Source organism: Mitsuaria chitosanitabida ATCC BAA-476 = NBRC 102408 (assembly GCF_001598255.1).
GTDB classification, from domain to species: Bacteria; Pseudomonadota; Gammaproteobacteria; order Burkholderiales; family Burkholderiaceae_C; genus Roseateles; species Roseateles chitosanitabidus.
The window spans coordinates 111,372-137,465 of the sequence record NZ_BCYP01000022.1 but is presented as its reverse complement, the minus strand read 5'-3'; the positions used below and the strand labels follow the sequence as shown (position 1 = coordinate 137,465).

General features: G+C 68.7%; 26 protein-coding genes and 1 tRNA gene. 16 read left to right on the top strand and 11 right to left on the bottom strand.

The features are described from left to right. Positions 1 to 105 precede the first annotated feature (105 nt). The 9 genes from MCHT01_RS15265 (at position 106) to MCHT01_RS15225 (ending at position 7,443) form a co-directional block, all read left to right on the top strand. Positions 106 to 1,575 (top strand): sodium:solute symporter, encoded by a 1,470-nt coding sequence (locus MCHT01_RS15265; protein ID WP_067066196.1) that lies wholly within the window; start codon positions 106 to 108, stop codon positions 1,573 to 1,575. A gap of 133 nt (positions 1,576 to 1,708) precedes the next feature. Next, positions 1,709 to 3,067 (top strand): DNA repair protein RadA, encoded by a 1,359-nt coding sequence (gene radA / locus MCHT01_RS15260; RefSeq protein WP_067066195.1) that lies wholly within the window; start codon positions 1,709 to 1,711, stop codon positions 3,065 to 3,067. 208 nt (positions 3,068 to 3,275) lie between these two features. Then, positions 3,276 to 3,656, top strand: a complete 381-nt coding sequence (locus tag MCHT01_RS15255; RefSeq protein WP_067066248.1) for an antibiotic biosynthesis monooxygenase family protein — start codon at positions 3,276 to 3,278, stop codon at positions 3,654 to 3,656. A 51-nt stretch (positions 3,657 to 3,707) separates the two neighbouring features. Continuing rightward, positions 3,708 to 4,094 carry a hypothetical protein gene (locus MCHT01_RS15250; protein ID WP_067066194.1) on the top strand — a complete coding sequence of 129 codons (387 nt, stop codon included), beginning with the start codon at positions 3,708 to 3,710 and terminating at the stop codon, positions 4,092 to 4,094. A gap of 54 nt (positions 4,095 to 4,148) precedes the next feature. After that, the gene (locus MCHT01_RS15245; RefSeq protein WP_067066193.1) at positions 4,149 to 5,072 is read left to right on the top strand and encodes a branched-chain amino acid transaminase; all 924 of its coding nucleotides are present in this window, start codon (positions 4,149 to 4,151) and stop codon (positions 5,070 to 5,072) included. 94 nt (positions 5,073 to 5,166) lie between these two features. Then, positions 5,167 to 5,385, top strand: coding sequence for a zinc-finger domain-containing protein (locus MCHT01_RS15240; RefSeq protein ID WP_067066192.1), 219 nt, complete (start codon positions 5,167 to 5,169; stop codon positions 5,383 to 5,385). 12 nt (positions 5,386 to 5,397) lie between these two features. Beyond that, a complete protein-coding gene (locus MCHT01_RS15235; RefSeq protein ID WP_067066191.1) occupies positions 5,398 to 5,859 on the top strand; it encodes a YybH family protein in 462 nt (153 codons plus the stop codon). A gap of 11 nt (positions 5,860 to 5,870) precedes the next feature. Next, the gene (locus tag MCHT01_RS15230) at positions 5,871 to 6,860 is read left to right on the top strand and encodes a YheT family hydrolase (RefSeq protein ID WP_067066190.1); all 990 of its coding nucleotides are present in this window, start codon (positions 5,871 to 5,873) and stop codon (positions 6,858 to 6,860) included. A gap of 31 nt (positions 6,861 to 6,891) precedes the next feature. Further along, positions 6,892 to 7,443, top strand: coding sequence for a DUF2946 family protein (locus MCHT01_RS15225; RefSeq protein ID WP_067066189.1), 552 nt, complete (start codon positions 6,892 to 6,894; stop codon positions 7,441 to 7,443). A gap of 109 nt (positions 7,444 to 7,552) precedes the next feature. Here the strand turns inward: MCHT01_RS15225 and MCHT01_RS15220 are convergent, their stop codons facing one another. Further along, positions 7,553 to 8,146, bottom strand: a complete 594-nt coding sequence (locus MCHT01_RS15220; protein ID WP_067066188.1) for a c-type cytochrome — start codon at positions 8,144 to 8,146, stop codon at positions 7,553 to 7,555. 283 nt (positions 8,147 to 8,429) lie between these two features. Here MCHT01_RS15220 and MCHT01_RS15215 point away from each other — a divergent pair. The 3 genes from MCHT01_RS15215 to MCHT01_RS15210 all read left to right on the top strand — a co-directional run bounded on the left by MCHT01_RS15215 (position 8,430) and on the right by MCHT01_RS15210 (position 11,943). After that, a tRNA-Arg gene (locus MCHT01_RS15215) sits at positions 8,430 to 8,504 on the top strand. Between the two features lie 798 nt (positions 8,505 to 9,302). Then, positions 9,303 to 10,868: an ATP-dependent nuclease gene (locus tag MCHT01_RS25670; protein ID WP_084452703.1), complete on the top strand. Its 1,566-nt coding sequence runs from the start codon at positions 9,303 to 9,305 to the stop codon at positions 10,866 to 10,868. 67 nt (positions 10,869 to 10,935) lie between these two features. After that, positions 10,936 to 11,943: an NAD-dependent epimerase/dehydratase family protein gene (locus tag MCHT01_RS15210; RefSeq protein ID WP_067066187.1), complete on the top strand. Its 1,008-nt coding sequence runs from the start codon at positions 10,936 to 10,938 to the stop codon at positions 11,941 to 11,943. Here the strand turns inward: MCHT01_RS15210 and MCHT01_RS15205 are convergent. The 7 genes from MCHT01_RS15205 to MCHT01_RS15175 form a co-directional block, all read right to left on the bottom strand. Beyond that, positions 11,930 to 13,471, bottom strand: coding sequence for a methyl-accepting chemotaxis protein (locus tag MCHT01_RS15205; RefSeq protein WP_067066247.1), 1,542 nt, complete (start codon positions 13,469 to 13,471; stop codon positions 11,930 to 11,932). The two genes, MCHT01_RS15210 and MCHT01_RS15205, sit on opposite strands and share 14 nt — an antisense overlap. A 252-nt stretch (positions 13,472 to 13,723) precedes the next feature. Next, positions 13,724 to 14,560, bottom strand: coding sequence for a hypothetical protein (locus tag MCHT01_RS15200; protein WP_148661543.1), 837 nt, complete (start codon positions 14,558 to 14,560; stop codon positions 13,724 to 13,726). A gap of 160 nt (positions 14,561 to 14,720) precedes the next feature. Continuing rightward, on the bottom strand, positions 14,721 to 15,389 hold the full coding sequence (locus MCHT01_RS15195) for an ABC transporter ATP-binding protein (protein WP_067066185.1): 669 nt from the start codon (positions 15,387 to 15,389) through the stop codon (positions 14,721 to 14,723). After that, positions 15,386 to 16,054, bottom strand: coding sequence for a molybdate ABC transporter permease subunit (modB, locus tag MCHT01_RS15190; RefSeq protein WP_067066184.1), 669 nt, complete (start codon positions 16,052 to 16,054; stop codon positions 15,386 to 15,388). Before modB ends, MCHT01_RS15195 begins: the two co-directional genes overlap by 4 nt. Before the next feature lie 57 nt (positions 16,055 to 16,111). Continuing rightward, complete coding sequence (gene modA / locus MCHT01_RS15185; RefSeq protein WP_084452701.1) at positions 16,112 to 16,864, bottom strand: molybdate ABC transporter substrate-binding protein; 753 nt, start codon at positions 16,862 to 16,864, stop codon at positions 16,112 to 16,114. A gap of 119 nt (positions 16,865 to 16,983) precedes the next feature. Beyond that, positions 16,984 to 17,307 carry a winged helix-turn-helix domain-containing protein gene (locus MCHT01_RS15180; RefSeq protein WP_067066182.1) on the bottom strand — a complete coding sequence of 108 codons (324 nt, stop codon included), beginning with the start codon at positions 17,305 to 17,307 and terminating at the stop codon, positions 16,984 to 16,986. Positions 17,308 to 17,403: 96 nt separating this feature from the next. Then, positions 17,404 to 19,536, bottom strand: coding sequence for a diguanylate cyclase domain-containing protein (locus MCHT01_RS15175; RefSeq protein WP_067066181.1), 2,133 nt, complete (start codon positions 19,534 to 19,536; stop codon positions 17,404 to 17,406). A gap of 228 nt (positions 19,537 to 19,764) precedes the next feature. On the opposite strand from MCHT01_RS15175, the gene MCHT01_RS15170 reads away from it, so the two are divergent. The 4 genes from MCHT01_RS15170 (at position 19,765) to MCHT01_RS15155 (ending at position 23,928) form a co-directional block, all read left to right on the top strand. Next, entirely contained in the window at positions 19,765 to 21,192 is a 1,428-nt protein-coding gene (locus tag MCHT01_RS15170; RefSeq protein WP_067066180.1) for a circularly permuted type 2 ATP-grasp protein, read from the top strand. 1 nt (position 21,193) lies between these two features. After that, a complete protein-coding gene (locus tag MCHT01_RS15165) occupies positions 21,194 to 22,162 on the top strand; it encodes an alpha-E domain-containing protein (RefSeq protein WP_067066179.1) in 969 nt (322 codons plus the stop codon). Between the two features lie 68 nt (positions 22,163 to 22,230). Beyond that, positions 22,231 to 23,142, top strand: coding sequence for a transglutaminase family protein (locus tag MCHT01_RS15160; RefSeq protein WP_067066178.1), 912 nt, complete (start codon positions 22,231 to 22,233; stop codon positions 23,140 to 23,142). A 51-nt stretch (positions 23,143 to 23,193) separates the two neighbouring features. Further along, entirely contained in the window at positions 23,194 to 23,928 is a 735-nt protein-coding gene (locus MCHT01_RS15155; protein ID WP_067066177.1) for a proteasome-type protease, read from the top strand. A 191-nt stretch (positions 23,929 to 24,119) separates the two neighbouring features. Here MCHT01_RS15155 and MCHT01_RS15150 read toward each other — a convergent pair whose 3' ends face one another. From MCHT01_RS15150 to MCHT01_RS15140, 3 genes are read right to left on the bottom strand one after another with little or no spacing between them, the layout of a single operon-like run. Continuing rightward, complete coding sequence (locus MCHT01_RS15150) at positions 24,120 to 24,821, bottom strand: penicillin-insensitive murein endopeptidase (protein WP_067066176.1); 702 nt, start codon at positions 24,819 to 24,821, stop codon at positions 24,120 to 24,122. Next, the gene (locus MCHT01_RS15145) at positions 24,818 to 25,291 is read right to left on the bottom strand and encodes a YybH family protein (RefSeq protein ID WP_067066175.1); all 474 of its coding nucleotides are present in this window, start codon (positions 25,289 to 25,291) and stop codon (positions 24,818 to 24,820) included. Before MCHT01_RS15145 ends, MCHT01_RS15150 begins: the two co-directional genes overlap by 4 nt. 51 nt (positions 25,292 to 25,342) lie before the next feature. Further along, the gene (locus tag MCHT01_RS15140) at positions 25,343 to 26,092 is read right to left on the bottom strand and encodes a tetratricopeptide repeat protein (protein WP_067066174.1); all 750 of its coding nucleotides are present in this window, start codon (positions 26,090 to 26,092) and stop codon (positions 25,343 to 25,345) included. Positions 26,093 to 26,094: the final 2 nt, after the last annotated feature.

Sequence of the window (26,094 nt, the reverse complement as noted above, 5' to 3'; positions counted from 1 at the left end):
CGTCGAGCGGGGACCCGCGGGCGGCGCCGGGTGGATTCGCCGGGTTATGCCCTGCGCCGCAATCGGAATGCGAGCCCGTCGGCACCGCTCCAATAATCCCGCGCCATGTCCGCCTCCGTCCTGCTCGCCGTCGTCGTCCTCTATTTCGCGCTGCTGCTCGCGGTGGCCTGGTGGACCTCCCGCCGCGCCGACAACGACAGCTTCTTCATCGGCAATCGCAACAGCCACTGGGCGCTGGTGGCCTTCGGGATGATCGGGACCTCGCTGTCCGGCGTGACCTTCATCAGCGTGCCCGGCTCGGTCGGCTCCGGCGCGTTCAGCTACTTCCAGATCATGCTGGGCCAGGTCGCCGGCTACGCGGTCGTGGCCTTCGTGCTGCTGCCGCTGTATTACCGGATGCAGCTCAGCTCCATCTACCGCTATCTCGGCGATCGCCTGGGCCTGGCGGCCCATCGCACCGGCGCCGGCTTCTTCATCCTGTCCCGCACCCTGGGCGCCACCGCCCGGCTCTACCTGGTCGTGCGCATCCTGCAGGACCTGGTGCTGGCGCAGTTCGGGATGCCCTTCTGGCTGAGCGCCCTGCTGGTGCTGGTGATGATCCTGCTCTACACGCTGGAGGGCGGCGTCAAGACCATCGTCTGGACCGACACGCTGCAGACCACCGGCATGCTGGGCGGCCTGGTGATCTGCGTGATCTTCCTGCTGCACGCGATGGGCCTGGACCTGGGCTCGGGCTGGCAGGCGATGCGCGCCGCGGGCCTGGCCGAGGTCTTCGTCACCGACCCGATGAGCGCCTCCCACTGGGGCAAGCAGTTCCTGGCCGGCGCCGCCATCGCCATCGCGATGACCGGCCTGGACCAGGAAATGATGCAGAAGAACATCTCGGTCAAGCGCCTGGCCGACGCCCAGAAGAACATGATGGTGATGGCCGCCATCATGACGGTGGTGGTGCTGCTCTTCCTGTTCCTGGGCGGATTGCTGTCGCTGTACGCGGCGCAGCAGGGCATCACGGCGCATGGCGACCGCCTCTTCCCCGCCGTCGTGATGGAGCACCTGCCCGCCTGGGTCCAGCTGATCTTCGTGGTGGCGCTGATCTCGGCGCTCTTCCCCAGCGCCGACGGCGCGATCACCGCGCTGACCTCCAGCACCTGCATCGACCTGATCGGCCTGCAGCAGCGCCAGGACTGGGACGAGGCCCGCAAGCGCCGCGTCCGCAAGACGGTCCACCTGGGCTACGCGGCGCTGTTCCTGCTGCTGACCCTGGGCTTCCGCTGGCTGGACGACCCCAGCATGGTCAACCTGATCCTCAAGCTGGCCGGCTACACCTACGGGCCGCTGCTGGGGCTCTTCGCCTTCGGCATCCTGACCCGCCGCCGCCTGCGCGCCGGCGTGCTGCCCTGGATCGCGCTGGCCGCCCCGGCACTGTGCTGGGCCGTCGACGCCCACCAGGCGACCTTCTTCGGCGACTACCGCATGGGCCTGGAGCTGCTGCTGGTCAACGCCGCGCTGACCTTCGGCGGGTTGTGGGCCGGGTCGCGGCCGCCGGCCGCTTATCCACATGCGAAGGCCGCTTGATCACAGGCTGACCCCAGGTCGCCCACAGCTCACCCACAGGCAGGGCCGGGTCTGTTCACAGGCTTCTCAACAGCGTTGTCCACAGCCTGGACCACGGCGTGGACCTGGATGAGGGCGGCGACAATCGCGCCCCATGGCCTCTCCGAAAACCCAATACGTCTGTTCCGAATGCGGCGCCACCAGCGCCAAGTGGCTGGGCCGCTGCCCCTCCTGCAGCGCCTGGAACACGCTGGTCGAGACCGCCGCCGAGCCCGCCGGCGGCAAGAACCGCTACCAGGCGCTGGCCCGCAGCCAGCCGGTGACGACGCTGTCCGAGATCGAGGCCCGCGACTTCGACCGCACCCCCACCTCGCTCGAGGAGCTGGACCGCGTCCTGGGCGGCGGCATCGTCAGCGGCGGCGTGGTGCTGATCGGCGGTGATCCCGGCATCGGCAAGTCCACCCTGCTGCTGCAGGCGATCGAGGCCCTGTCCCAGCGCATGAAGGTGCTCTACGTGACCGGTGAGGAATCCGGCGCGCAGGTCGCGATGCGCTCCCGGCGCCTGGGCCTGGACGGCTCCCAGGTCCGCGTGCTGGCCGAGATCGGCCTGGAGAAGATCCTCGCCACCATCGAGGTCGAGCAGCCCGACTTCTGCGTCATCGACTCGATCCAGACGCTGTACTCGGAGCAGCTGTCCTCGGCGCCGGGCTCGGTCGCCCAGGTACGCGAGTGCGCCGCCCAGCTGACCCGCACCGCCAAGTCCACCGGCTGCGCGATGGTGCTGGTCGGCCACGTGACCAAGGAAGGCGCGCTGGCCGGCCCGCGCGTGCTGGAACACATCGTCGACACCGTCCTCTACTTCGAGGGCGACACCCACAGCAGCTACCGCCTGGTCCGCGCGATCAAGAACCGCTTCGGCGCGGTCAACGAGATCGGCGTCTTCGCGATGACCGAGAAGGGCCTGAAGGGCGTCACCAACCCGAGCGCGATCTTCCTCTCCACCCACGGCGAGCCCGTGCCCGGCTCCTGCGTGCTGGTGACACTGGAGGGCACGCGCCCGATGCTGGTGGAGCTGCAGGCGCTGGTCGACAGCGGCGGCCCGAGCCCGCGGCGGCTGTCGGTCGGCCTGGAGCGGGACCGGCTGGCGATGCTGCTGGCGGTGCTGCACCGCCATGCCGGTGTGGCCACCATGGACCAGGACGTCTTCGTCAACGCCGTCGGCGGCGTGCGCATCAGCGAGCCGGCGGCCGACTTGGCCGTGCTGCTGTCCATCCAGAGCTCGCTGCGCGGCAAGCCGCTGCCCAAGGGCTTCATCGCCTTCGGCGAAGTCGGCCTGGCCGGCGAGGTCCGGCCCGCGCCCCGCGGTCAGGAACGGCTGAAGGAGGCGGCCAAGCTGGGCTTCTCGATCGCCGTCGTGCCGCAGGCCAACGCGCCCAAGAAGCCGATCGAGGGTCTGACGGTCCACGCCGTCGCCCGCATCGAGGACGCCATCGAGATCCTGCGCGGCATGTGAGCCCCGGCGTCGTCGCCGGGCTCCAGCAGCCCGGCCGCGCCGCTCCCCGCATCCGCAATCGCCGCAACCGGGCGGCCCGCGGCGCGACGACAATGCCGGCTCCGCCCGCCGCCACCGCGGCCAGCCGCCACGGAATCCCGCCATGAGCGCAGACCACGCCCTCGATCCCGCCATCGCCGACTCGATCGCCCGAACGATCGCCTCGCCCCTGGGCCGGGCCGAGTTCCCGCATGAACCGCCCTACTACGCGGTGATCTTCTGCAGCCAGCGCACCGAGGAGACGCCCGGCGACGGCTACGGCGACACCGCCGACCGCATGGTCGCCCTGGCCGTCGGGCAGCCGGGCTACCTGGGCGTGGAGAGCGCCCGCGGCGCCGACGGCCTGGGCATCACCGTGTCCTACTGGCGCGGGCTGGAGGACATCCGCGCCTGGCGCGCCGTCACCGAGCACGTCGCCGCCCGCGACCAGGGCCGGCGCGACTGGTACCGCCATTACGAACTGCGCATCGCCAAGGTCGAGCGCCACTACGGCTGGGAACGCGCCGACGGTCCGGCCGATCCCGCCCATCCCTCGGCCACGGGCGCCTGAGCGCCCTGGCCTTCACGCCTCCCGCATCTCCCGCCCACGAGTTTTCCCCGCATGAACCGTACCGTCAGCATCCTCCTCGCCGTCGCCGCCATCGTCGTGGGCGCCCTGCTCTTCGGCTGGAAAGGCGCGATCCTGGGCCTGTCCGGCATCGTCTTCGCCCTGCTGCTGCAGTTCTCCCAGCTGATGCGCGTCATGCGCACCGCCCAGAATGCGCCGATGGGCCATGTCTCCAGCGCGCTGATGCTGCAGTCCCGCCTGCACGAGGGCATGAAGCTGCTGGACCTGGTGAAGATGTGCGGCTCGCTGGGCGTGAAGTCGGGCGAGGGCACCTACCGCTGGACCGACGCCGGCGGCGACGCGGTGGACGTGGTCATGGCGGGCGGCAAGGTCGTGCGCTGGACGCTGATCCGCGCACAGGACGCAGGCCCGGCCGCATAAAATCCACGACTTTGCAGCACCGGGCCGTCTGCGCGGCCGAGAAAAGGACACGCCATGTCTCTCGACGATCGCGACGGCAAGATCTGGATGGATGGGGAGCTGGTGGACTGGCGCGACGCCAAGATCCATGTGCTGACCCACACCCTGCACTACGGCTGCGGCGCCTTCGAGGGCGTTCGCGCTTATCAGACGCCCAAGGGCACCGCGATCTTCCGCCTGCGCGAGCACACCGAGCGGCTGTTCAACAGCGCCAAGATCCTGCGCATGAAGCTCCCGTTCTCGATCGAGCAGGTCGAGGAGGCGCAACGCGCCGTCGTCCGCGAGAACCAGCTCGAGAGCTGCTACCTGCGCCCGCTGACCTGGATCGGCTCGCAGAAGCTGGGCGTCAGTCCCAAGGGCAACAAGGTGCACCTGATGGTCGCCGCCTGGGCCTGGGGCGCGTATCTCGGTGAAGAGGGCCTGAAGCGCGGCATCCGCGTCAAGACCAGCAGCTATACCCGCCACCACGTCAACATCACGATGACGCAGGCCAAGACGGTGTCCAACTACACCAACTCCATCCTGGCCAACATGGAAGCGACCGAGGACGGCTACGACGAGGCCCTGCTGCTGGACGCCTCGGGCTTCGTCTCCGAGGGCGCGGGCGAGAACCTCTTCATCATCAAGAACGGCGTGGTCTACACGCCCGACCTGTCGGCCGGCGCCCTGAACGGGATCACCCGCAACACCATCTTCGCGATCTGCCAGGATCTGGGCCTGAAGCTGGTCGAGAAGCGCATCACCCGCGACGAGGTCTACATCTGCGACGAGGCCTTCTTCACCGGCACCGCCGCGGAAGTCACGCCCATCCGCGAGCTGGACCGCATCGAGATCGGCGCCGGCAGCCGCGGCCCGATCACCGAGAAGATCCAGTCGGCCTTCTTCGACATCGTCAACGGCCGCAACCCCAAGTACGAACACTGGCTGACACTGGTCTGAGCGGCGGCCTTTCTCCGCCCCCTCGCTTTCCAGCCGTCCTGCACGCCCTCCGCACGCAACGAGCACGCCCCGAGCAAGCCACGAGAACAAGATCATGAGCGCCAACACCACCACGCCCAAGGCCGTCGTCGAAGTCACCGCCCAGGACCTGCAAGGTCCCGGCGTCGTCTTCTGCCCCAACCCCAAGATGCCGCTGTGGAGCAACCACCCGCGCGTCTACATCGACCTGAGCCACGCCGGCGAAGGCGCCTGCCCCTACTGCGGCACGGTCTACAAGCTCAAGGCCGGCGAGGTCCTCCCCTCGGGCCATTAAGGACACCTCACCATGGTGCGCAAGCCTCAGACCGCCCTGCTGCTGGCCTCTCCCGAGGACACCGAAGCGCAGTTCTACGAGGCCTTGCAGGCCGGCGACCTGGAACGGCTGATGGCCGTCTGGGGCGACGAGGACGAGGTCTGCTGCGTCCATCCGGGCGGGCCGCGCGTCGTCGGCGCCGCGGCGATCCGCGCGAGCTTCGAGCAGATCTTCGCCCGCGGCGCGGTCCCCGTGCACCCGGAATGCCAACGCCGGCTCGTGGTCGGCGACACGGCCATCCACCAGGTGCTGGAGCGCATCGAGATCACCGACGAGGACGGCACCCAGAGCGCCTGGGTGGTCGCGACCAACGTGTACCTGAAGACGGCGCTGGGCTGGCGCATGGTCGCGCACCATGCCAGCCCGGGCACCTCGCAGGATGTGAAGCAGGAGCTGTCGGTCGTGTCCGTGGGGGCGCCGACCACCCTGCACTGAAAGGTCCCCGCATGCAGTACCAGGCTCCCCGCTGGTTGCCGGGAGGCCATGCCCAGACGATCTGGCCCGTGCTCTTCGCGCGGCGCCACGAGGGTCCCGCCCCGGCGTTCCGCCGCGAGCGCTGGACCACGCCGGACGGCGATTTCGTCGACGTGGAGTTCCTCGACGACCCCCAGGCCGCCGCGATGAACGGCCACGCGGCGGATCGCCCGCTGCTGGTGCTCTTCCACGGGCTGGAAGGCACCGTCCAGAGCCAGTACGTGCAGGCCTTCGCCGCGGTCGCGCGGGCGCGCGGCTGGGCTTTCGCGATGCCCTACTTCCGGGGCTGCTCGGGCGAGATCAACCTCGCGCCGCGGGCCTATCACTCGGGCGACTACGTCGAGATCGGCTGGATGCTGGACCAGCTGCGCGCCGCGCATCGCGGACCGATCATCGCGGCCGGCGTCTCGCTGGGCGGCAACGCGCTGATGCGCTGGGCCGAGGAGTCCGGCGACAGCGCGGCCGCGACTGTCAAGGCGGTGTGCTCGATCTGCTCGCCGCTGGACCTGACCGCCGCCGGCCACGCGATCGGCAAGGGCTTCAACTACTTCGTCTACACGCGCATGTTCCTGCGCACGATGATGCCCAAGGCCCTGGGCAAGCTGAAGCAGCATCCCGGGCTCTTCGACCGCGACCGGCTGATGCGGGTGCGCAACCTCTACGAGTTCGACGACATCTTCACCGCGCCGCTGCACGGCTTCCGCGACGCGGACGATTACTGGCTGCGCGCCTCGGCCAAGCCGCACCTGGCGCGGATCCGCGTGCCGGCGCTGCTGCTGAACGCGCGCAACGATCCGTTCGTGCCGGCACGCAGCCTGCCGGAGCAGAGCCATGTCGGCCCGCAGGTGACGCTGTGGCAACCCAAGGGCGGCGGCCATGTGGGCTTCCCGGCGGGACGGCCGCCGGGCCACGTGTGGGCCATGCCGGGCCGGGTCGCCGACTGGCTGGCGCAGCATCTGTGAACGGCCGGCGCAACGCAAGGAGACCCGCCTGATGGACGCGATCGTCGAAGCGGCGCTCAAGAAGTGGCCGAACGTGCCGCATTGCTACGGCTGGCTGGCGCTGGACGCGCGCGGCGACTGGTACATGCGCGACGAACGCATCCAGGCCGCGGGACCCTTCCCGCGGGTCAAGGGCAGCCGCATCGTGCATGACAAGCTGATCGGCTTCATCCACCGCAACTATGCGGCGGACGAGCATGGCGCCTGGTTCTTCCAGAACGGACCGCAGCGGGTCTATCTGCAGCTGGAGCTCGCGCCCTGGATCTGGCGCCTGCAGCCTGACGGCCGGGTACTGAGCCACACCGGCCGCGAGGCACAGGTCCTGGGCGCGGTGCTGGACGAGCAGGACCGGCTGTTCCTGGAGACCGACCTCGGACTGGGCCTGGTCCACACGCAGGACATGGGACCGGCGGCCGACGCGATCGAGTCGGGCCGCTGGACGCTGTCGAACGCGACGCACGCGGAGCTGGTCGCCCGGCATGGGCTGCAGCTCGAGCCCCAGGATCCGAAGCGGGCGCCGTCGGCACCTGCCGGCAAGGACTGACCCCGTCGTCGTCTGCCGGGCGGAGGTCGACCCGCCGATGCCGGACACCGTCCGGCAAAGAAAAAGCCGACCCTCGGGTCGGCTTGCTTCGTGCGTTCGGTCGCGTGGCTTACTGCGACGCGCCGGAGGCGGGAGCTTCCGCGCCGGACGCGGCGCCGGAGGCCGCGGCGGCGGGCGCCTTGGGCTCGTCGAACTTGGCCCCGCCATGGTTGGCCATGTAGACGACCGCCCGGGAGATCTCGAAGTCGCTGGCTTCGCCACCGCCTTGCGGCGGCATGGCGCCCTTGCCCTTGAGCGCGGAATGGACCAGGTTGTCGAAGCCGGACTTCACGCGCGGGCCCCAGGCGTCGGCGTCGCCGAACTTGGGCGCGCCCATCAGGCCGGTCCCATGGCAGGCCGAGCACTGGGCCTGGAAGACCTGTTCACCGGTGCGCAGCACCACGGGCGCGTTCGCGTCCTTGAGGTCGACGCTGCCCACGCGCTGGATGCGGGCGGCGACCGCCTGCTCGTCCAGGCCCGAGCCGCCGGCGCCTTCCTTCATCTGGCTGGACACGTAGTTGGCCAGCATGATGATGATCACGATCGGGAGGATGAAGGCGAAGGCGACCGCGACGACAAGTTGCTTGGGCGTCTTGATCGGCCCCTCGTGGGCGTCGTGCGCGTGCGTGTCCTGGGCGTTGGCGTAATCCTGGGTTCCGCTCATGAATTCCTCGTGGATGTCGACAGCAGACTCGCGTCGGCGAGAGGGCCCGTTCCTGGGATTCGGCCCTCGTGCGCAGACAGGGGGAACAGCAAATCGGCGCAGTATAGCCAGCGGTCCCCCGCCCCACCCTGGGGCTTTCGTCAAGGTGGAAGCAAGACGACGGGGCATCCGGGCGATGCCCGGAACAGGTCGACCGGGGTGGGTTTTCCGAGGAAACGCGCGATGCGGGAGGCGCTCGTGTGGCGGGGCGGCGCGGAACAAGGCTAGAATGCGCGGCTCCACGGCGACCGTGGTGAAGTGGATATCATTGGGCCCTCCGAAGGCTTAGTCGCAAGTTCGATTCTTGCCGGTCGCACCAAACATCTCGCGTTTGATCTGCATAGCTCGGACGCTCCAGTAACGGGACCTTCGGGTCCCGTTCTGCTTTGTGACGCAGTTGCATTTGCCGCTTGGCCCATCCGGCGGTGTGCCCAGTCTCTTCCCGCGCACATCGCGTCGCTTGATCGTGTATCGCCAAGCATCTCCAGCACATCACATAGGCGACTCAACACGGGCCACCTTGAGGCCTTTCACCGTCGCACCCTCGCCGGTCAGCTAGGCTTTGCGGCGCCTCTCGCCCAGGCCCCACCCCACAAATCAGCGCTCTTGTGTAGCCACTGCCCCGGAAATTTTCGGCGCAAGGAAGGACTACCAAAGCCAGTTCTCGCGTCTGGCCAAGCCCACGCTGAGAGCTACGTCGTAGCCCAAGTTCACCAAGACAGCACCCCGATCCGGCCTACGAAGGAGCTTCGCGCGCGTCACACAACCGAAGCGCCGCAGCGAAGGCAATCAAGGTCGATGAGCACGAGGAGCCTGTTCGCTCTCGTTTCGACTCCTTTCCGGAGTAGCTCAACTACTCTCCAAACCCCCTAACGATCAAATGCACTGCTCCTTGCAAGCGCGGCTCTATGCAAACACCCGTCACCCCATTCATGGCGCAGAGTGGGCAGTCCTGCGATCTCCTGACCGATGCAGTGCGACGATCGTCGTTTCATCCTGAGAAAATGCCAACTGCTTCTCATGCGGACAACCTAGGAGTAAGCACCCGCAACAGGTCTCTCAGTAAATGGATAGACTGCGTCGCAACGGCCGTTCGAGCCAAAGCGCGAGGGAGAGCATGAAATACGCCGAGAGCAAACTGGATGATCGCTTGAGAAAGTGGTTTCAATCCGACAATAGTCGAGCCCTACTCAGAGGAATATCTCTCGAAGAAGGTGCCCTCCGCAGCCTCACCTCGCTCGACATAACCTTCGAATACCCAATCACAGCAGTCGCGGGGAAGAACGGCGCGGGGAAATCGACACTCCTTGCCATGATTTGCTGCGCGTTTCATGCGGACAAAAGTGGCTACAAACTTCCGAAACGCAACAACAACTACTATACTTTCTCCGACTTCTTTATTCAGCATGCCGAAGAAATATCCCCTGAAGGAATATCAATATACTACGATATTGCATATAACGCTTGGAAGCCCTCTCCTCGACTTCCGGAAGGCGTAGGCAGGGGCTACCAAGAGCGGAAAAAGAGTCGGGGAGGGAAATGGAATGACTACGATCAGCGCGTGCATCGAACTGTCGTTTTTCTTGGCATTGAACGAATAGTTCCACACAGCGAACGCAGTCAATCTAGATCATACTCACGCGTATTCAAGCATGCTCCCGAACGCGGGTGGGAGCGAAAAGTTATGTCAGCGGTCGGGTACATCTTGGGGAAGAAGTATGACGACTTCAGATTTCTTGAGCACTCCAAATATTCCCTACCGGTCGTACGATGCGGCGCAATAACATATTCCGGCTTTAATATGGGCGCCGGCGAGAATGCGTTATTTGAGATCTTTTCGACAATTTATGCCGCAGGAGATGGCGCGCTGCTGGTTCTAGATGAGATCGAACTGGGCCTCCACTCGGAAGCCCAGCGAAAACTAATCGAAAAACTGAAGGATGTCTGCCTTGAGATGCATACGCAGATCGTGTGCACAACCCATTCGAAAGAGATATTCGAGTGCATCCCTCCAGATGCGAGATTTTATATCGAGAACGTAAAAAACTCGACCCGGGTAGTCCAGGGAATATCTGCAGAATATGCATTCTCAAAACTTAGCGCACGACAGGGGCTCGAATTAGATCTACTGGTAGAAGACGATGTAGGCATGGCGCTCGTTTCGTCGGCACTCCCCACTAATGTTCGCAGCCGGGTTAACGTCATTGAGATGGGTTCAGGAAAATTGCTCTCAAGACAACTGAGCGCTGCATACTTAATGAACGAACCCAAGCCCATTATCTCCATTTACGATGGGGATCAGCGCAAACGGGAAGGCGAGAATCTATCGCACGCTAAGCGCATGGCGGAAGATCCTGACGACGACTTCAAAGAATGGTTCGAGAATCGAATTGGATACTTGCCTGGCGATGTGTGGCCAGAATCTTGGCTTCTGCAGAAGGCTATGGAATGCACGGGGAAACTATCGGTCGCATTCAAGGTTGATGAGGCTTCGTTATACGACCTAATATCTTCAGCGTTGCAAGCACCAAAACATAAAGAGTTGTACGCGCTGTCCGAATCTTTGAGTCTGCCCCGGCAGGTCGTCCTCCACTATGTCGCGAATGCCGTGACGGAAGGGTTCTCGGAGGAATTCATCCCACTGGGCATAGTCGTAGTTGCCGCACTCGCTCGCGCTGCCTGAGAAACCTCGGCCCACGCGCAAGGCGCAGATTCAGGGAACTGGTAGACCTCCTCGTCAGTTCGTACCCATGCGACTCCTCATCCTCGGCGGCACCGTCTTCCTCGGTCGCCACGTCATCGACGCCGCGCTGGCCCGCGGTCACACCGTCACGATGCTCAACCGCGGTCGTCGCGGCCAGGATCTCTTCCCCGAGGTCGAGCGCCTCGTCGGCGATCGCGACGGCGACATGAGCGCCCTGCGCGGCCGCGACTTCGACGCCGTCATCGACTGCAGCGGCTACACGCCGGCGCAGATCGAGCGCGCGCTCGCGGCACTCGACACGGGTGCGCCGCAGGTGGTGTTCGTGTCGTCGATCTCGGCGTACGGGCGCTTCGTCCCGGACAAGGTCTACGACGAAGCCTCGCCACTGGCCGCCGGTCACGAGGGCTACGGCGCGCTCAAGGCCCGTGCCGAGGAAGCGCTCGCGCATGCCCTGCCGGACCGCCACACCCTGGTCCGGCCGGGATTGATCGTCGGACCGCATGATCCGACCGGCCGCTTCACCTACTGGCCGGAACGCGTCGCGCGCGGCGGTGAGGTGCTGGCGCCGGGTCGGCCGGAGCGACCCGTGCAGTTCATCGATGCGCGCGACCTCGCGCGCTTCTGCGTCACGCTGGCGGAGACCCGCGTCACCGGCGCGTTCAACGCGATCGGCCATCGCCTGCCGATGCGCGAGCTGCTCGACGCCTGTGTCGCGGCCGCGCCGGGCACCGACGCGCGCTTCACCTGGATCGACGACGAGGCGCTGCTCGCGCTGGAGGTCGCGCCGTGGACCGGCCTGCCGCTGTGGCTGCCGGAGAGCGACCCCGACTACGGCGGCATGCTGCTCGCCGACTGCGCGCGGGCCTTCGCGGCGGGCCTCGCGACGCGGCCGACGGCGGCCACCATCGCCGACACGCTGGCCTGGACGCGCGCGCCGCGCGAGGCCGACTGGGACGGGGCGAAGCTGGTCGCGACGCTCACGCCGGCGCGCGAGGCGCAGTGCCTCGCGTCCTTCCAGGGCGCGGACGGCCCCCGTCCGCTCAAGCCAGCTTGAACACCGCGATCGCCGAGGACAGCCGCTTGGACTGATCCTTCAGGCTCTCCGCCGCGGACGCGGCCTCTTCCACCAGCGCCGCGTTCTGCTGCGTCATCTGGTCGAGATGGCCCACCGCCGCGTTGACCTGGCTGATGCCGTCGCTCTGCTCCTGCGACGCGGCGCGGATCTCGGCAATGATGTCCGTCACCCGCTGCACGCTGGTGACGATGTCGCCCATCGTGCTGCCCGCATCGGTCACCAGGCGCGAGCCCGATTCCACGCGCTCGACGCTGGTGGCGATCAGGGTCTTGATCTCCTTGGCCGCCTCGGCGCTGCGCTGCGCCAGCGAGCGCACCTCGCCGGCCACCACCGCGAAGCCGCGGCCCTGCTCGCCGGCGCGCGCGGCTTCCACCGCGGCGTTCAGCGCCAGGATGTTGGTCTGGAAGGCGATGCCGTCGATGGTGCCGATGATGTCGGCGATCCGGCGCGAGCTGTCGCTGATCTCGCCCATGGTGCTGACCACCTGGCCCATCACCGCGCCGCCGCGCTGGGCGGTCTCGGAGGCGGAGCTCACCAGCTGGTTCGCCGTCGTCGCCGCGTCCGCCGTCTGGCGCACGGTGCCGGTCAGCTGCGTCAGCGAGGCCGCGGCCTCCTGCAGGTTGGACGCGGTCTGCTCGGTGCGGGCGGACAGGTCCATGTTGCCGGTGGCGATCTCCGCGCTGGCCGTGCCGATGCTGTCGGTGGAGCCGCGCACGTCGCCGATCAGGCGCAGCAGGGCGTTCTGCATGGTGTCCAGCGAGCGCAGCAGCTGGCCGGTCTCGTCGGTGCCGCCGGTGTCGATGCGATGGGTCAGGTCGAAGCGGGCGATCGCCTCGGCGACCTCGCCCGCCTGGTGCAGCGGCCGGGTGATCGAGCGCGTCAGCCACAGGGCCAGCGCGCCACCGGCGACCAGCGCCACCACGCCGAACACCACGAGCGCGATGCGCGCATGCTGGCTGGTGTCGGTCAGGGCCTTCATCGACGCGTCCAGCTGGTCGCGCTGCTGCTGCAGCACCACGCGGATGGCATCGAGGTAGCTGCTGGAGGCGTTCTGGAACTCGGCGTCGAAGATCTGCTTGGCGCGGTCGCCGTCGCCGGCCTTCTTGGCGGCGGTGATGGCATCGCGCACGCGCAGGTACTCCTTGCGCAGGGCGATGACCTTCTCGAAGTTGGCGCGCTCGTCGGGCGTGGTGAGCAGCTTGTCGAGCTTCTCCTGAAGCTCGGACGACAGCTTGGTCGAGTCGGCGGCCTGCTTGGTGAAGAAGGTGGCCAGGCTCGGATCCGCGCTGGCCGCGATCGCGGTGGTGCGGGTGGCCCCGTTGAAGACGTTGCGGTACCAGTCGGAGGCGACGCGCTCGGTGACGATCGAATCCTCGTACATCGCCTGGGTCTGATCCGCGACGCGGCTCAGGCCCCAGTACCCCAGCGCCGATCCAATCAGCGCGATGACCAGCACCAGGGCTTGGACGAGCCCGAGGCGCTGGCCGATGGACCTCTTGGCGGTCATGGCGGACAGCATATGGACAACTCCTCGGCCGCCGGCCCGGGGAGGGAGGTCGGGCTGCGACAGCCTGGCGATGTTGCACCTGTACGGGGCACGGCACCAGTGAGGAAATGACGCCGGATCCCCGGTCGTGGTCGAGGCGCGACGGGTTGGCGTGCATTGCTCACGCATCGCCGCGGCACCCGACGGATGGGCGGTCGCGCTCGGCCCGGCGAGAGGCGAGAGGCGAGAGGCGAGAGGCGAGAGGCGTGGGGCTCAGGCGACCGGCACACCGCGTGCGGCCAGCGCCGCCAGGAGGCCCGCCGGATCGTCCACCCGGAGGTCGAGCGCCGTCACCCCCGACGCCACCGGCGCGCCCCGCACGCGCAGTCCGGTCAGGGCCCCGGCGGCGACCATGAGCCGCAGGTTCGGCGCATCGAGCGGACTGATCGTCAGCGCCTGCCCAGGCGAGGCCGCTGGCTGGCGCGCGGTCCGCCGCGCCAGCGGGATCGCGCGATCGATCAGGCTGAGCGGGAGCGCGCCCGTCACGCGAGTGCCCAGTCGCAGGTGCAAGGCCCGCGCGTCGAGGACATGGGCGCCGGCCCGGAGCCAGTAGCGGTCGCCCAGGCCCAGCACGAAGATCCAGATCGTCAGCACCAGCAGGGCGTCATGGACGGCGGCGAGCTTGGCCGCTGGCATGCCGAAGGCCTTCATGAGCAGGTAGCCGACCGGCAGCTCGACGATCAGGCACAGGGCCAGGACGATCGCGGCGGCGGGGTAGCTGCTCTTGCCGAGATAGCCGAAGGCCAAGCCTTCGGGCAGCGCCGGCGGTCGTCGTCGGGTGATCCATCGCGCGAAGCCGGTCAACAGGCCCAGGACGTGCCGTTGAAGGCCGAACACCTCGACCGGTTGCAGGGCGAGCACGCCATGCAGCACGCCCTTCCCCGCCGCGCGCGCCGCCCGCCACCGCCCCCACCCGCCGGCGAATCCGGCGGCGTAGCGCCCCTCCACCAGCAGCGCGGCGCCGGCGAGGACGCTGGCGCGAAGGATCCCGCGCGTCGACTCGTCGATGAAGAGCCGGCTCAGCGCCGTGAGGAACAGCGAGAAGAACACGATCCCGGCGATGCGGGACCAGGGGACGGCGGCAAGGGCGGTCATCCGGTGGCGACGTGGTGGCGACCCGCGCACGATGCCTCATCCCGGGCAAATGGCAAGTCGGCTGGCTCGGGACCCGGGCGAGGCTTGATCGATGTCGGATCGTGTCACGCCGGACTCAGGCGGCGTCCACGCCCCCCTCGCTCAGCCGGATCCGGCGATCCCCGAAGCGCTCCACGTCCTCGGGGTCGTGCGTGATCATCAGCATCGGGATGCCGATCTGCGCCAGCAGCGCGTCCAGCTCCGTCCGCATGCGCCCGCGCAGCTCCGGGTCCAGCGCCGAGAAGGGCTCGTCCAGCAGCAGCGCGCGGGGCTCGTTGACCAGCGCCCGCGCCAGCGCCGTGCGTTGCCGCTGGCCGCCGGAGAGCTGATGCGGCCGCTGGCCCGCGACCCGCTCCAGCTCGAAGGCGCGCAGCCAGCGCTCGACCGGCTCGCCACCGCCGTGGCGGGTCGGATTCAGCCAGCCGCGCTGGAGGCCGAAGGCGATGTTCTGCCGCACGGTCAGGTGCGGGAACAGCGCGTAGTCCTGGAAGAGATAGCCCAGCCGGCGATCTCGCGCCGGCACGTCCACGCCCTGCGCCGAATCGAAGACCGGCTGGCCGTCGACCAGGATGCAGCCCTCGTCCGGCTTGAGCAGACCCGCGATGGCCTGCAGCGTCAGCGTCTTCCCGGCGCCCGACGGGCCGTGGACCACGGTCCGCCGCGCGTCGGTCGAGAACTCGATCGCCAGGTCGAAGCTGCGATCGCCGCCGTGGACGCGCTTGCGGATGCGGACGTCGAAGCTCATGCGCGGCCCTTCGGTCCGGCCAGACGGCCCGCCACCAGCAGCACCACGATGCAGGTCGCCGAGACGATCAGCACCAGCAGGTTGGCCGTGTCGTCCTGGCCCGCCTGCACCGCCTCGTAGACGGCGACGGAGAGCGTCTGCGTCTTGCCCGGGATGCTGCCGGCCACCATCAGCGTCGCGCCGAACTCTCCGAGCGCGCGGGCGAAGGCCAGCAGCACGCCGGCCAGCACGCCGCGCCAGGCCATCGGCAGAGTCACGCGGAAGAAGAGCGCCCATTCGCCCAGGCCCAGCACGCGGCCGGCGCGCTCGAGTTGCGGATCGACGCCCTCGAAGGCGGCGCGGGCCGATTTCATGACCAGCGGGAAGGCCACGATGGTCGCGGCGATCACCGCGCCCTGCCAGGTGAAGATCAGGTTGATCTGGAAGTGCTCCCACAACCAGGCGCCCAGCCAGCCGCGCTTGCCGATCACGACGAGCAGGTAGTAGCCGAGCACTGTCGGCGGCAGGACCATGGGCAGGGTCAGCACCGCGTCCAGCAGTTCCCGTCCCGGGAAGCGCCAGCGCGCCAGCGCATAGCCGCAGGCGACGCCGAGCAAGAGGTTGAGCGCCGTCGCCCAGCCGGCGACCTTCAGCGACAGCGCGAGCGCGATCCAGGCTTGATCCACAGGGTCGCGTCGCTCCGTCGTTCAGCGTCGGTCGGCGTCGTCCGGAGCGTCGGCCGCTCAGGGCTTCTGGAAGCCGTACTTGGCCAGCACCGCCTGGCCCGCCGGGGAGGCGACGAAGGCCAGGAACTGCTTGCCGCCGTCGGCGTTCTGCCCCCCGTTCACGACGGCGATCGGGTAGGAGATCGGGGTCTCGGTCGGGACGCTGAAGAGGATCTTGACCTTGTCCTTCAGGACGAAGGCGTCGGTGGCGTAGACGAAGCCGGCCTCGGCCTCGCCGCGCGAGACGTAGTCCAGCGCCTGGCGCACGTTCTGCGCGAAGACGGCCTTGGGCTCGACGGCCGCCCACAGGTTGGCCTTCTCCAGCGCGCTCTTGGCGTAGCGGCCGGCCGGCACGCCTTCGGGCTTGCCGATGGCGACGCGTTTGACGCCCGGCTGCTGCAGATCGGCCAGCGCCTTCAGCGACTGACCGCCCTCGGACGGCGTGATCACCACCAACGCGTTGCTCACGAAGTTGCGGCGCGTGCCGTCCACCAGCAGCTTCTGCTGCTGGGCCTTGTCCATGGTCTCCTGGTCGGCGGAGGCGAACACGTCCACCGGCGCGCCCTTGGCGATCTGCGCGAGCAGCGCATCGGACGCGGCGAAGTTGAACTGCAGCTTGGTGCCGGGGTGGGCGGATTCGAAGGCGGGGGCCAGTTCCTTGAAGGCGTTGGTCAGGCTCGCGGCGGCGGAAACCGTCACGTCCGCGGCGTGCGCGAAGCCAGCGGCCATCAGGGCCAGGGTCAGCACGGCGCCACGGCGGGCAACAGTCATCGGTCCAGTCCAGCGCATGGCGTTTCCCTCGGCAGGGTGGCGGTTGAGGAGGCTCGCAATATATCCCAGGATATTGCGAGTCTCTGGCGGGGAGAGCCCGAAGACCCTCTCCCCTGCCCTCAGGACGCCAGCAACTTCATCAGCTGCCGGATCTCCGGCTTGCAAGCCTGCAGGGCCGTCGCCTCGATCTGCCGATACAGCCCGACCAGCGCCCGGCCCGTCTCGGTCAGCGCGCTGCCGCCCCCCTTGGCGCCACCGGCAGCCGTGGCGACCGCAGGCTCCTTCAAGGTCCGGTTGAGCTCGTCAATCAGCAGCCAGGCCCGGCGATAAGACATGTCCAGCGACTTCGCCGCCGCCGTGATCGATCCCGTCTCGTCCAGCGCCTCGAGCAGCGCGATCTTGCCGGGACCGACCGCGATCACATCGCCGACGGTGACGCGCATGCGCAACCGCAGCTCCGGTCGCGGTGCATCGTCGAGTGAGAGTTCTGAAGAAGCCATCGGCGGATTACACCGCAAGCCCGCGTCCGGGCCGCTCGGTCATTCCGCCATCCGCCAGCAGCCGCGACCGGCCGCCTTGGCGGCATAGAGCGCGTCGTCCGCGCGGCCCAGCAGCGCCGGCTCGCTCTCCGGCCCGCCGACGTGGCAGGCCACGCCGATGCTGGTCGACAGCCGCAGCGCCTGGCCCTGCAAGGTCAGCGGCTGCACCACGGCGTCGAGCACCTTCTGTGCCACGGCCGCGGCCTCGCTCGGTTCGTTCAGGTTCTCCAGGATGAGCACGAACTCGTCGCCCGCCAGGCGGCAGAGCTGGTCGGTCTCGCGGATCACGCCGCGCACCCGGTCGGCGAAGACCTTCAGCACCACGTCCCCGGCCGCGTGGCCCAGCGTGTCGTTGACCTGCTTGAAGTGGTCCAGGTCCAGGAACATCAGCCCCAGCGTGCGCTCGTTGCGCCGCGTCCGGGCCAGCGCCTCTGACAGGCGGGACTCGAACTGGCGCCGGTTGGGCAGCCCCGTCAGCGGGTCGATGCGGCTGAGCTGGTCCAGCTCCCGCTCCACCTGCTTGAACGCGGAGATGTCGGTGGCCAGCGTGTAGACGCCCGCCACCGTGCCGTCGGGGCGGATGTCGGGGACGTATTCGGTCAGCAGGTCGCGGCTGATGCCGTTGGACTCGGAGCGCGTCTCGAAGCGCTGCCGCACGCCCGCGAGCGCGCCCTTGAGGAACTGCAGGCGCGGCTCGTAGAGCACGGGCCCCACCACGTCCTCCAGCGTGCGCCCCAGCACCGCCCCGGGCTCCATGCCCATCCAGCTGCGGAAGGTGGCGTTGAGGAAGCGCAGCCGCTGGTCGGCGTCGATGTAGGCGATCAGCACCGGCAGGTTGTCGGCGATGGTGCGCAGCCGACGCTCGCTGGCCTCCTGCTGGCTCATCGCGTCCTGCAGCTCGGCGGTGCGTGCCTGCACCCGCCGCTCCAGCGAGGCGTTGAGCTCCGCCAGCGACCGGTCCTGCGCCGCCTGGCGCTCGGACAGTTCCTGCAGCGCGTGCGACAGCACGGCCGCCTCGCGGTAGCCGCCGACCTGCGGGAGCGCGTCCTCGCCCAGGTGATGGCGACGCGCCAGCGCGCGCGTCAGCTCGTCCAGCGGCCGGCTCATGCGGCGCGCCAGCCACCAGCTCACCGGCACGGCCAAGGTCAGCAGCAGCACCGCGCTCAGCATGATCTGGCGGCGCAGGCGGAAGTAGTCCTCCAGCGCGATGCTCACCGGCTGACGCACCAGCACGGTCCAGCCCAGGCCGGGGTACGGGCCGTAGCCCTCGCTGGGCACGCTGACGACGAAGTAGTCGACACCGTCGACCCGCTGCTCGCGCAGCCCGGCGCCGTTCTCGGCGGGCAGGGCCAGCGGCTTGCCCTCCAGCTCGGAGGGGCCGAGGATCACCGCGCCGTCCTTGCCCAGGACCAGGGCCTCGGCCTGGTGCGAGGCCATCGTCGCGTCGATCAGCTCGCTCTTGATCTGGCGCGCCCAGCCCCAGCTCAGGTGCACGCCGAAGACGCCCTGCAGCTGGCCGCGCGGGTCCAGCAGCGGGACCGCGAAGTCGACGAAGCGCCAGGGCTCGCTCTGGCGCGGCAGCAGCTTCTCCAGCAGCAGCGCGGAGTGCACGTCCCCGACGAAAGGCGCGCCCTTGCGCGCCCCCTGCCACCACGGCCGCTTGGAGACGTCGACACCATCCAGCAGCCCGCCCGCCGCGGCCACGACCTTGCCCTGCGCGTCCGTCACGCCCAGCCAGGCGAAGTGGTCGAAGCCGATCTGGATCTGGTCCAGCGCGCGGCGCATGGACTCGGGATCGTCGAAGCGCCGGAAGGGCTCGAGCTGCGCAAGCACGCGGACTTCCTTGTACTGCTGCGCCATGCCGTGGTCCAACCCGTCGCGGAAATCGACGGCCACCTGGCGCAGCGCCTCGACCGCGCGACGCTCGGCATGGGCCCGGGCGAAGTTCTCGATCAGCAGCGCGGAGCTGAGCACCGCCACCGCGACCGCGGCCAGCACCATCGCGGTGAGCCAGCGGCCCAGCGACGCGCGGGAGCCGCGCGGCGGCACGTAGGCGCCGGCATCGGGCGCGGGCGGCGGCTCTCCGGAGGGGGCGGCACCGGGAGAAGGGAGGACCTGGGCGTCGTTGGGCATCGAAGCAGTTGTAGCGACTGGCGCGTCTGGGCGCAACGCGGAGTATTGCCACTGCACCAGCGGCGGGCAAGGCCGAGGCACCGCCTCGGGGCGGGCTTCACGCGCGCACCGGAAGCGGGCAAGCTGTGGTATCGGCCAAGGCCCGCCGGCGCGCTGCGCTGGGCACGGGCCTTGCAATCAGGCTCGGGGCGGGCCGCCGGCCGTCGGCGGCGCCGCGTTGGAGACCCCATGCACGCGCTGACCCTACCGGCCGCCGGCCACTACGACGAGATGCTGCTGCAAAGCGGCGCCATCCGGCCCAGCTACCAGGCCTTCGCCGACTGGCTGCACGCGCAGACGCCCGACGCGCTGGCCAAGAAGCGGGCGGAGGCCGACCTGCTCTTCCACAAGGTCGGCATCACCTTCGCCGTCTACGGCGACGAGGCCGGCGCCGAGCGCCTCATCCCCTTCGACACCGTGCCCCGCATCGTCCCGGCCGATGACTGGCAGATGCTGGAGCGCGGCCTGCGGCAGCGCGTCACTGCGTTGAACCGCTTCCTCTGGGACATCTATCACGACCACGAGATCGTCAAGGCCGGCCTGATCCCGGCCGAGCAGGTCTTCGCCAACGCCCAGTACCAGCCGGCGATGCAAGGCCTGGACCTGCCGCTGGGCATCTACGCCCACATCACCGGCGTGGACCTGATCCGCCATTCCGACGGCGGCTACTACGTGCTGGAGGACAACCTGCGCGTGCCCTCCGGCGTGAGCTACATGCTGGAGAACCGCAAGATGATGATGCGGCTCTTCCCCGAGCTCTTCGCCCGCTATCCGATCGCTCCCGTCGCGCACTACCCGGCGCTGCTGCTGAACACGCTGCGGCAGGCCAGCCCCGCCGACAACCCGACCGTCGTGGTGCTGACGCCGGGGCCCTTCAACTCCGCCTACTTCGAGCACGCCTTCCTGGCGCAGCAGATGGGCGTGGAGCTGGTCGAGGGCCAGGACCTGTTCGTCAAGGACGGCTTCGTGTTCATGCGCACGACGGTGGGCCCCAAGCGCGTGGACGTAATCTACCGCCGCATCGACGACGCCTTCCTCGATCCGCTGGCCTTCCGCGCCGACTCGATGCTGGGCGTGCCGGGGCTGCTGTCGGTCTACAAGCAGGGCCACGTGGTGCTGGCCAACGCCATCGGCACCGGCGTGGCGGACGACAAGTCCATCTATCCCTACGTGCCGGACATGATCCGCTTCTACCTGGGCGAGGAGCCCATCCTGCACAACGTGCCCACTTGGCAGTGCCGCAAGGCGGTCGACCTGGACCATGTGCTCAACCACATGGCCGAGCTGGTGGTGAAGGAAGTCCACGGCGCGGGCGGCTACGGGATGCTGGTGGGGCCGGCGTCGACGGCGGCGGAGGTCGAGGACTTCAAGGAGCGCGTCAAGGCCAACCCGTCCAACTACATCGCGCAGCCCACGCTGTGCCTGTCCAGCTGCCCGACCTTCGTCGAGCGCGGCATCGCGCCGCGCCACATCGACCTGCGGCCTTTCGTGCTCTCGGGCCGTGAGGTCAACATGGTGGCCGGCGGACTGACGCGGGTCGCGCTGAAGGCGGGCTCGCTGGTCGTCAATTCGTCGCAGGGCGGCGGGACGAAAGACACCTGGATTCTGGAGAACTGAGATGCTCAGCCGTACCGCCGCACAGCTCTACTGGATGAGCCGCTACATGGAGCGCGCCGAGAACCTGGTGCGCATGCTCGACGTCACGCACTCGCTGTCGCTGCTGCCGCAATCGCGCGGCGCCGCGACGGAGCTGGCCGCGCCGCTGGCCATCACCGGCACGCTGGAGGCCTATCAGGCGCGCCATCCGCGCCTGAGCGCGGAGCAGCTGTTCCGCTTCATGGGGATGGATCTGGAGAACCCCGCCTCGGTGCTGTCCTGCATCCGGCAGGCCCGCGAGAACGCCCATGCGGTGCGCGGCCAGATCACCGCCGAGATGTGGGAAGCCCTGAACACCAGCTGGCTGGAGGCGCGCGAGCTCGCGCGCACCGGCGTGGTGGAACCCTCGTCCTTCTTCGATTGGGTGAAGGAGCGGTCGCACCTCTTCCGCGGCGCCACCTACGGGACGCTGCAGCGCAACGACGCCTACTGCTTCATCCGATTGGGCACCTTCGTCGAGCGGGCCGACAACACGGCGCGGCTGCTGGACGTGAAGTCGCAGCTGATCGCGCCGGCGGTGGACTCGCTCGCGCCGGTGGACGCGCCCAGCGAGAGCGCGCCCGACTTCTATGCCTGGAACGCGCTGCTGCGATCGCTGTCGGCCTTCGAGGCGTATCACGCGGCCTACCGCGACAGCCTGAACGGCCGCCGCGTGACGGAGCTGCTGATCCTGCGCCCCGACGTGCCGCGCTCGCTGCGCGCCTGCTGCGACGAGATCCGCGCGGTGCTGCCGCAGATCGAATCGCGCGAGGGCGCGCAGGATGCAGGCCGCAAGGTCAAGCAGAGCGCCGGCCGGCTGGCGCTGAGATTGGAGTACGGTGCGGTGGACGAGATCCTCGAGCAGGGCCTGCACACCTGGCTGACCGGCTTCCTCGAGGACTCGGCGCGTCTGAGCCTGGACATCCAGCAGGCCTACTTCGAGGCGCAGTGAGCGACGGTCGCCGCCAACCGCCCATCGCTCATCGCTCACCGCGCCTCGGCCATCCAGGAGTTCCGGCCATGCATCTGCACATCTCGCACGAGACCGTCTATGACTACGACGCGCCGCTGTCCCGCAGCACGCAGTACCTGCGGCTGACGCCGCGGCGATCGCGCGGGTTGCGGATCCTGCACTGGGGCCTGGCGCTGCCGGCCCCGGCGAGCAGCTGCGCCGACGCCTTCGGCAACACCATGCATGTGCTGAGCCTGGACGGCCCGCGCCGCGACATCGTCCTGCGGGCCATTGGCGAGGTCATCACCGACGACGGCCCGCCGCGGCCCGATCCGGAGGACGAGCTGCCCGCGCCGCTCTTCCTGCGCGACAGCGTGCTCACGCGCGCCGACGACGCCCTGCGCCGTTTCGCCACCGGCTTCGCGGAGGCCGCGAAGGCCGATGCCCACGGCGCGCTGCTGATGCTGATGGCCGCCATCGGCGAGCGCATGCCCTATCTGCGCGGCTACACCGACGCGGCCACGCCGGCCGCCGAGGCCTTCCAGACGGGGCGCGGCGTCTGCCAGGACCACGCGCAGGTCTTCGTCTGCTGCGCGCGGCTGCTGGGACTGCCGGCGCGCTACGTGTCGGGCTACCTGGCGACCGATGCCGAGCACGTCGCCAGTCACGCCTGGGCGGAGGTGCGGCTGCCCGATGCCGCACCGGCGGACCTGCCGGGCTCCGGCTCGGGCGACGACCCGTCATCGATGGCGCGCACCGACGCCGGCTCGCGGACCATGGACGGCGGCCCGCGGATGGCGGGCGGCTGGCTGGGCTACGACATCAGCAACCAGTGCCTGGCCGACGGCCGGCACGTGAAGCTGGCGATCGGCGCGGACTACCTGGACGCGTGCCCGGTCCGCGGCGTGCGCACGGGCGGGGGTCTGGAGACGATGCGGGCCGAGGTGCTCGTGAAGCCCGGCACGGCCGATCAACAGTGAGGATGCGGCCTGACGGCATGCGGTCAGGCTGATGCGCTAACCTTCCGCCCCATGACTTACTGTGTTGCCATGCGGCTGCGTGCCGGCCTGCTGTTCGCCTCGGATTCCCGCACCAATGCGGGCGTGGACCACATCGCGACCTTCCGCAAGATGAATGTCTTCGAGCAGCCGGGCGATCGCCTGATCACGCTGCTCACCGCCGGCAACCTGGCCACGACGCAGAGCGTGGTGAGCCTGCTGCGCCAGCGCGCCAAGGGCGAGGGCCCGCATCTGATGAACCTCACGTCGATGTACGACGTGGCGGAGCTGGTGGGCCGGACGCTGAAGGAGGTCGTCACCCGTGACAGCGAGGGCAACGGCCAGTTGAACCAGGGCGTGGACTTCGGCGCCAACTTCATCGTCGGCGGCCAGATCCGGGGCGAGCCGCCGCGCATCTTCCACGTCTACCCGCAAGGCAACTTCATCGAGGCGACCGAGGACACCCCCTATCTGCAAATCGGCGAGTCCAAGTACGGGAAGCCCATCATCGACCGCGTCATCGACTTCGACAGCTCGCTGGCGGAGGCGACCAAGTGCGCGCTGATCTCGTTCGACTCGACGATCCGGAGCAACCTGTCGGTGGGGCTGCCGATCGACATGCTGCTCTACAGGACCGACAGCTTCGCGCCGGCGGAACCGCATCGGATCACGAAGGACGACCCCTACTTCACCACCATCAGCCAGGGCTGGGGCGGCGGGCTGAAGCGAGTCTTCGAGCAGTTGCCGGACGAGGACTGGTTCGCGTGAGCGGAGCCGGTTCCGGCCTCGGGGCTTGACCTTTCCGCCGCGGCGTCCCTGGATGTACTCGATCTCGGCCAGTGCGCCGCGATGATCGGGCATGGACTCGAGTGACTTGCGGTACGCGGCCTCGCGCTCGACGATGGAATAGGCGCGGCCGAACATGGCGCTGCATCGACCGCGTGATCGACGCCACCTGATCAGCGGGACTTCGGGCGATTCGTGTCGCAGCGGATCGCGAAGTCCACGTGGTAATGCTCGTCGTGGCGCACCCACGGCTTGCCGCGCATGAAGTTCAGGTGGTCGCGCAGCCACGGCCCTCGCGGCGTGGCGAAGAGACGCGGCAGGTAGTCGCGGTCGAAGATCACCAGCGCCAGCCCGGATCCCTCGGCCTTCGCGGCGGCATCGAGCTGGTAGAGATGCTCGGCCATCGCCTCGAAGTCGATCCGATAGCCCTCGAACCGCGCGTTCTTGTCGAACTCGGTGTCATAGCCGAAGTGCTTCGTGACCGGCGTCGGCAAGGCCACGGAGCGGCCTTGCGCATCCCGCACCGGCACGAAGAAGTCGACCGAGCTCCCGTTCTGATGCGTGTGGTGCGGCTTGAAGCGGCCCCCCTCGGCCAGTCCGGTCTCTCCATAGACGAAGACCGTGCCGGGGAGCGTGGTCTCCATGGACCGGTAGCTGGTCTCGACGATCCGCGCCACCGTCGAATGCACATGGGTGCGGCCCGCCGCGGCCGCGATGCGGCTGTAGGCGGAGAAGTTGGGGCCGCTCGTCGGGAGACGGACGCTGTCCTCGATGCGGCCCTGGGCCACGGTGCCGAAGCAGCGACTCTCGGCAGCCTCGCCCAGGGAGGGGATCGCGCCCAGTGCGAACGCAGCAGCAAGCACGCGGACGATCACGTCTTTCCCGCATCCTTGCAATCGCAGACATCGCTGCCGTTGTCGAAGACCACGCGCCAGCGCCCATCGGGATCGAGCCGCCACGTCGACGCGAAGCGCGCGACGAGCTTGCCCTTCACATGGACCGGCCCGGTGCTGTAGCCGAGCTTGCCGTCCGGGAGCACCTCGACCAGGTCGGGCGCCCAGGAGAACGGCGCCTCCGCGCCTTCGAAGAAGCGCTTCCATGACGCGAGCACGGCGGCCCGCCCGCGCAGTGGTGTCTTGCCGTTGATGAAGACCGCGTCCTCGGCGACGAAATCGGCGAAGGCCTTGAAGTCCCGGCGCGCCATCGTGGCGGCGAAGGCGATCTCGGCGTCGCGGACGGGGTTGATGTCATCGGAGGCGCGCGCCGGTTCCGCGGCCGCCGCGGCCGTCAGGGCGACAGGCGTCAGCGCAAGCGCGGCGCGAAGCACGGTGCGGCGATCAGGCATGGGGACTCCTTCGACACGGCAAGCGACGCCCAGGCAGGGCGCCGTCGTTGCTCAGCGCTGCGGGCGATTCTGTCGGATGAAGAGGATCTCGTCGCTGGCGATCTTGTTGTCCGGCTCGAAGGTCTGCGACTGCCGATAGGCCGCCTCGGCCTCGTCCCAGCGGCGCAGCTCGACCAGCGCATAGCCCTGACCGCGGAGCGCGACGGCCTGCCTGTGCGCCCGGGAACCCTCAGGGTCGAATTCCGCGTTCTCCTGCGCCTCCCGATACAGCGTCAGCGCCCGGAGCGGTTGGCCGGTCATCGCCAGCACATGCGCGAGCTCGCTCTTGTAGGTCGAGTTCACCGACGCCAACCCCACGACCTGCTCCAGCACGTCGCGCGCCTCCGGCAGCCGCTTGAGATCCACCAGGGCGAAGGCCTTGCCGTAGAGCGAATCACAGACCAAGGCATTGACGGTGATCAGCCGCACCTCGGCGCGAGTGCTCACCATGGCCATCGTCAGCATGCGCGCCACTTCCTCGGCGTTTCCGCGATCACAGAAGTAGCGGGCGCCCGACACGTCGAGCGGGCCGGCCAGTTCGGTGGACAAGGTCTGGAAGCCGGCCAGGGCGGCCTCGGTCTTCCCCGACCGCAGCAGCTGGGTGGCCGCATCGAAGCGTTGCCGGTGCTGATCGGTGATGCGTGGGATGGGGGGCTCGCTGCCCGCGGGCGCCGACGCGACCGTCGACTCCTGCGCCATCACGCCCATCGTCGCCAGCAGGATGGCGAGACCCGTCGCCCTCCGATTCCATTTGCCGAGCATCG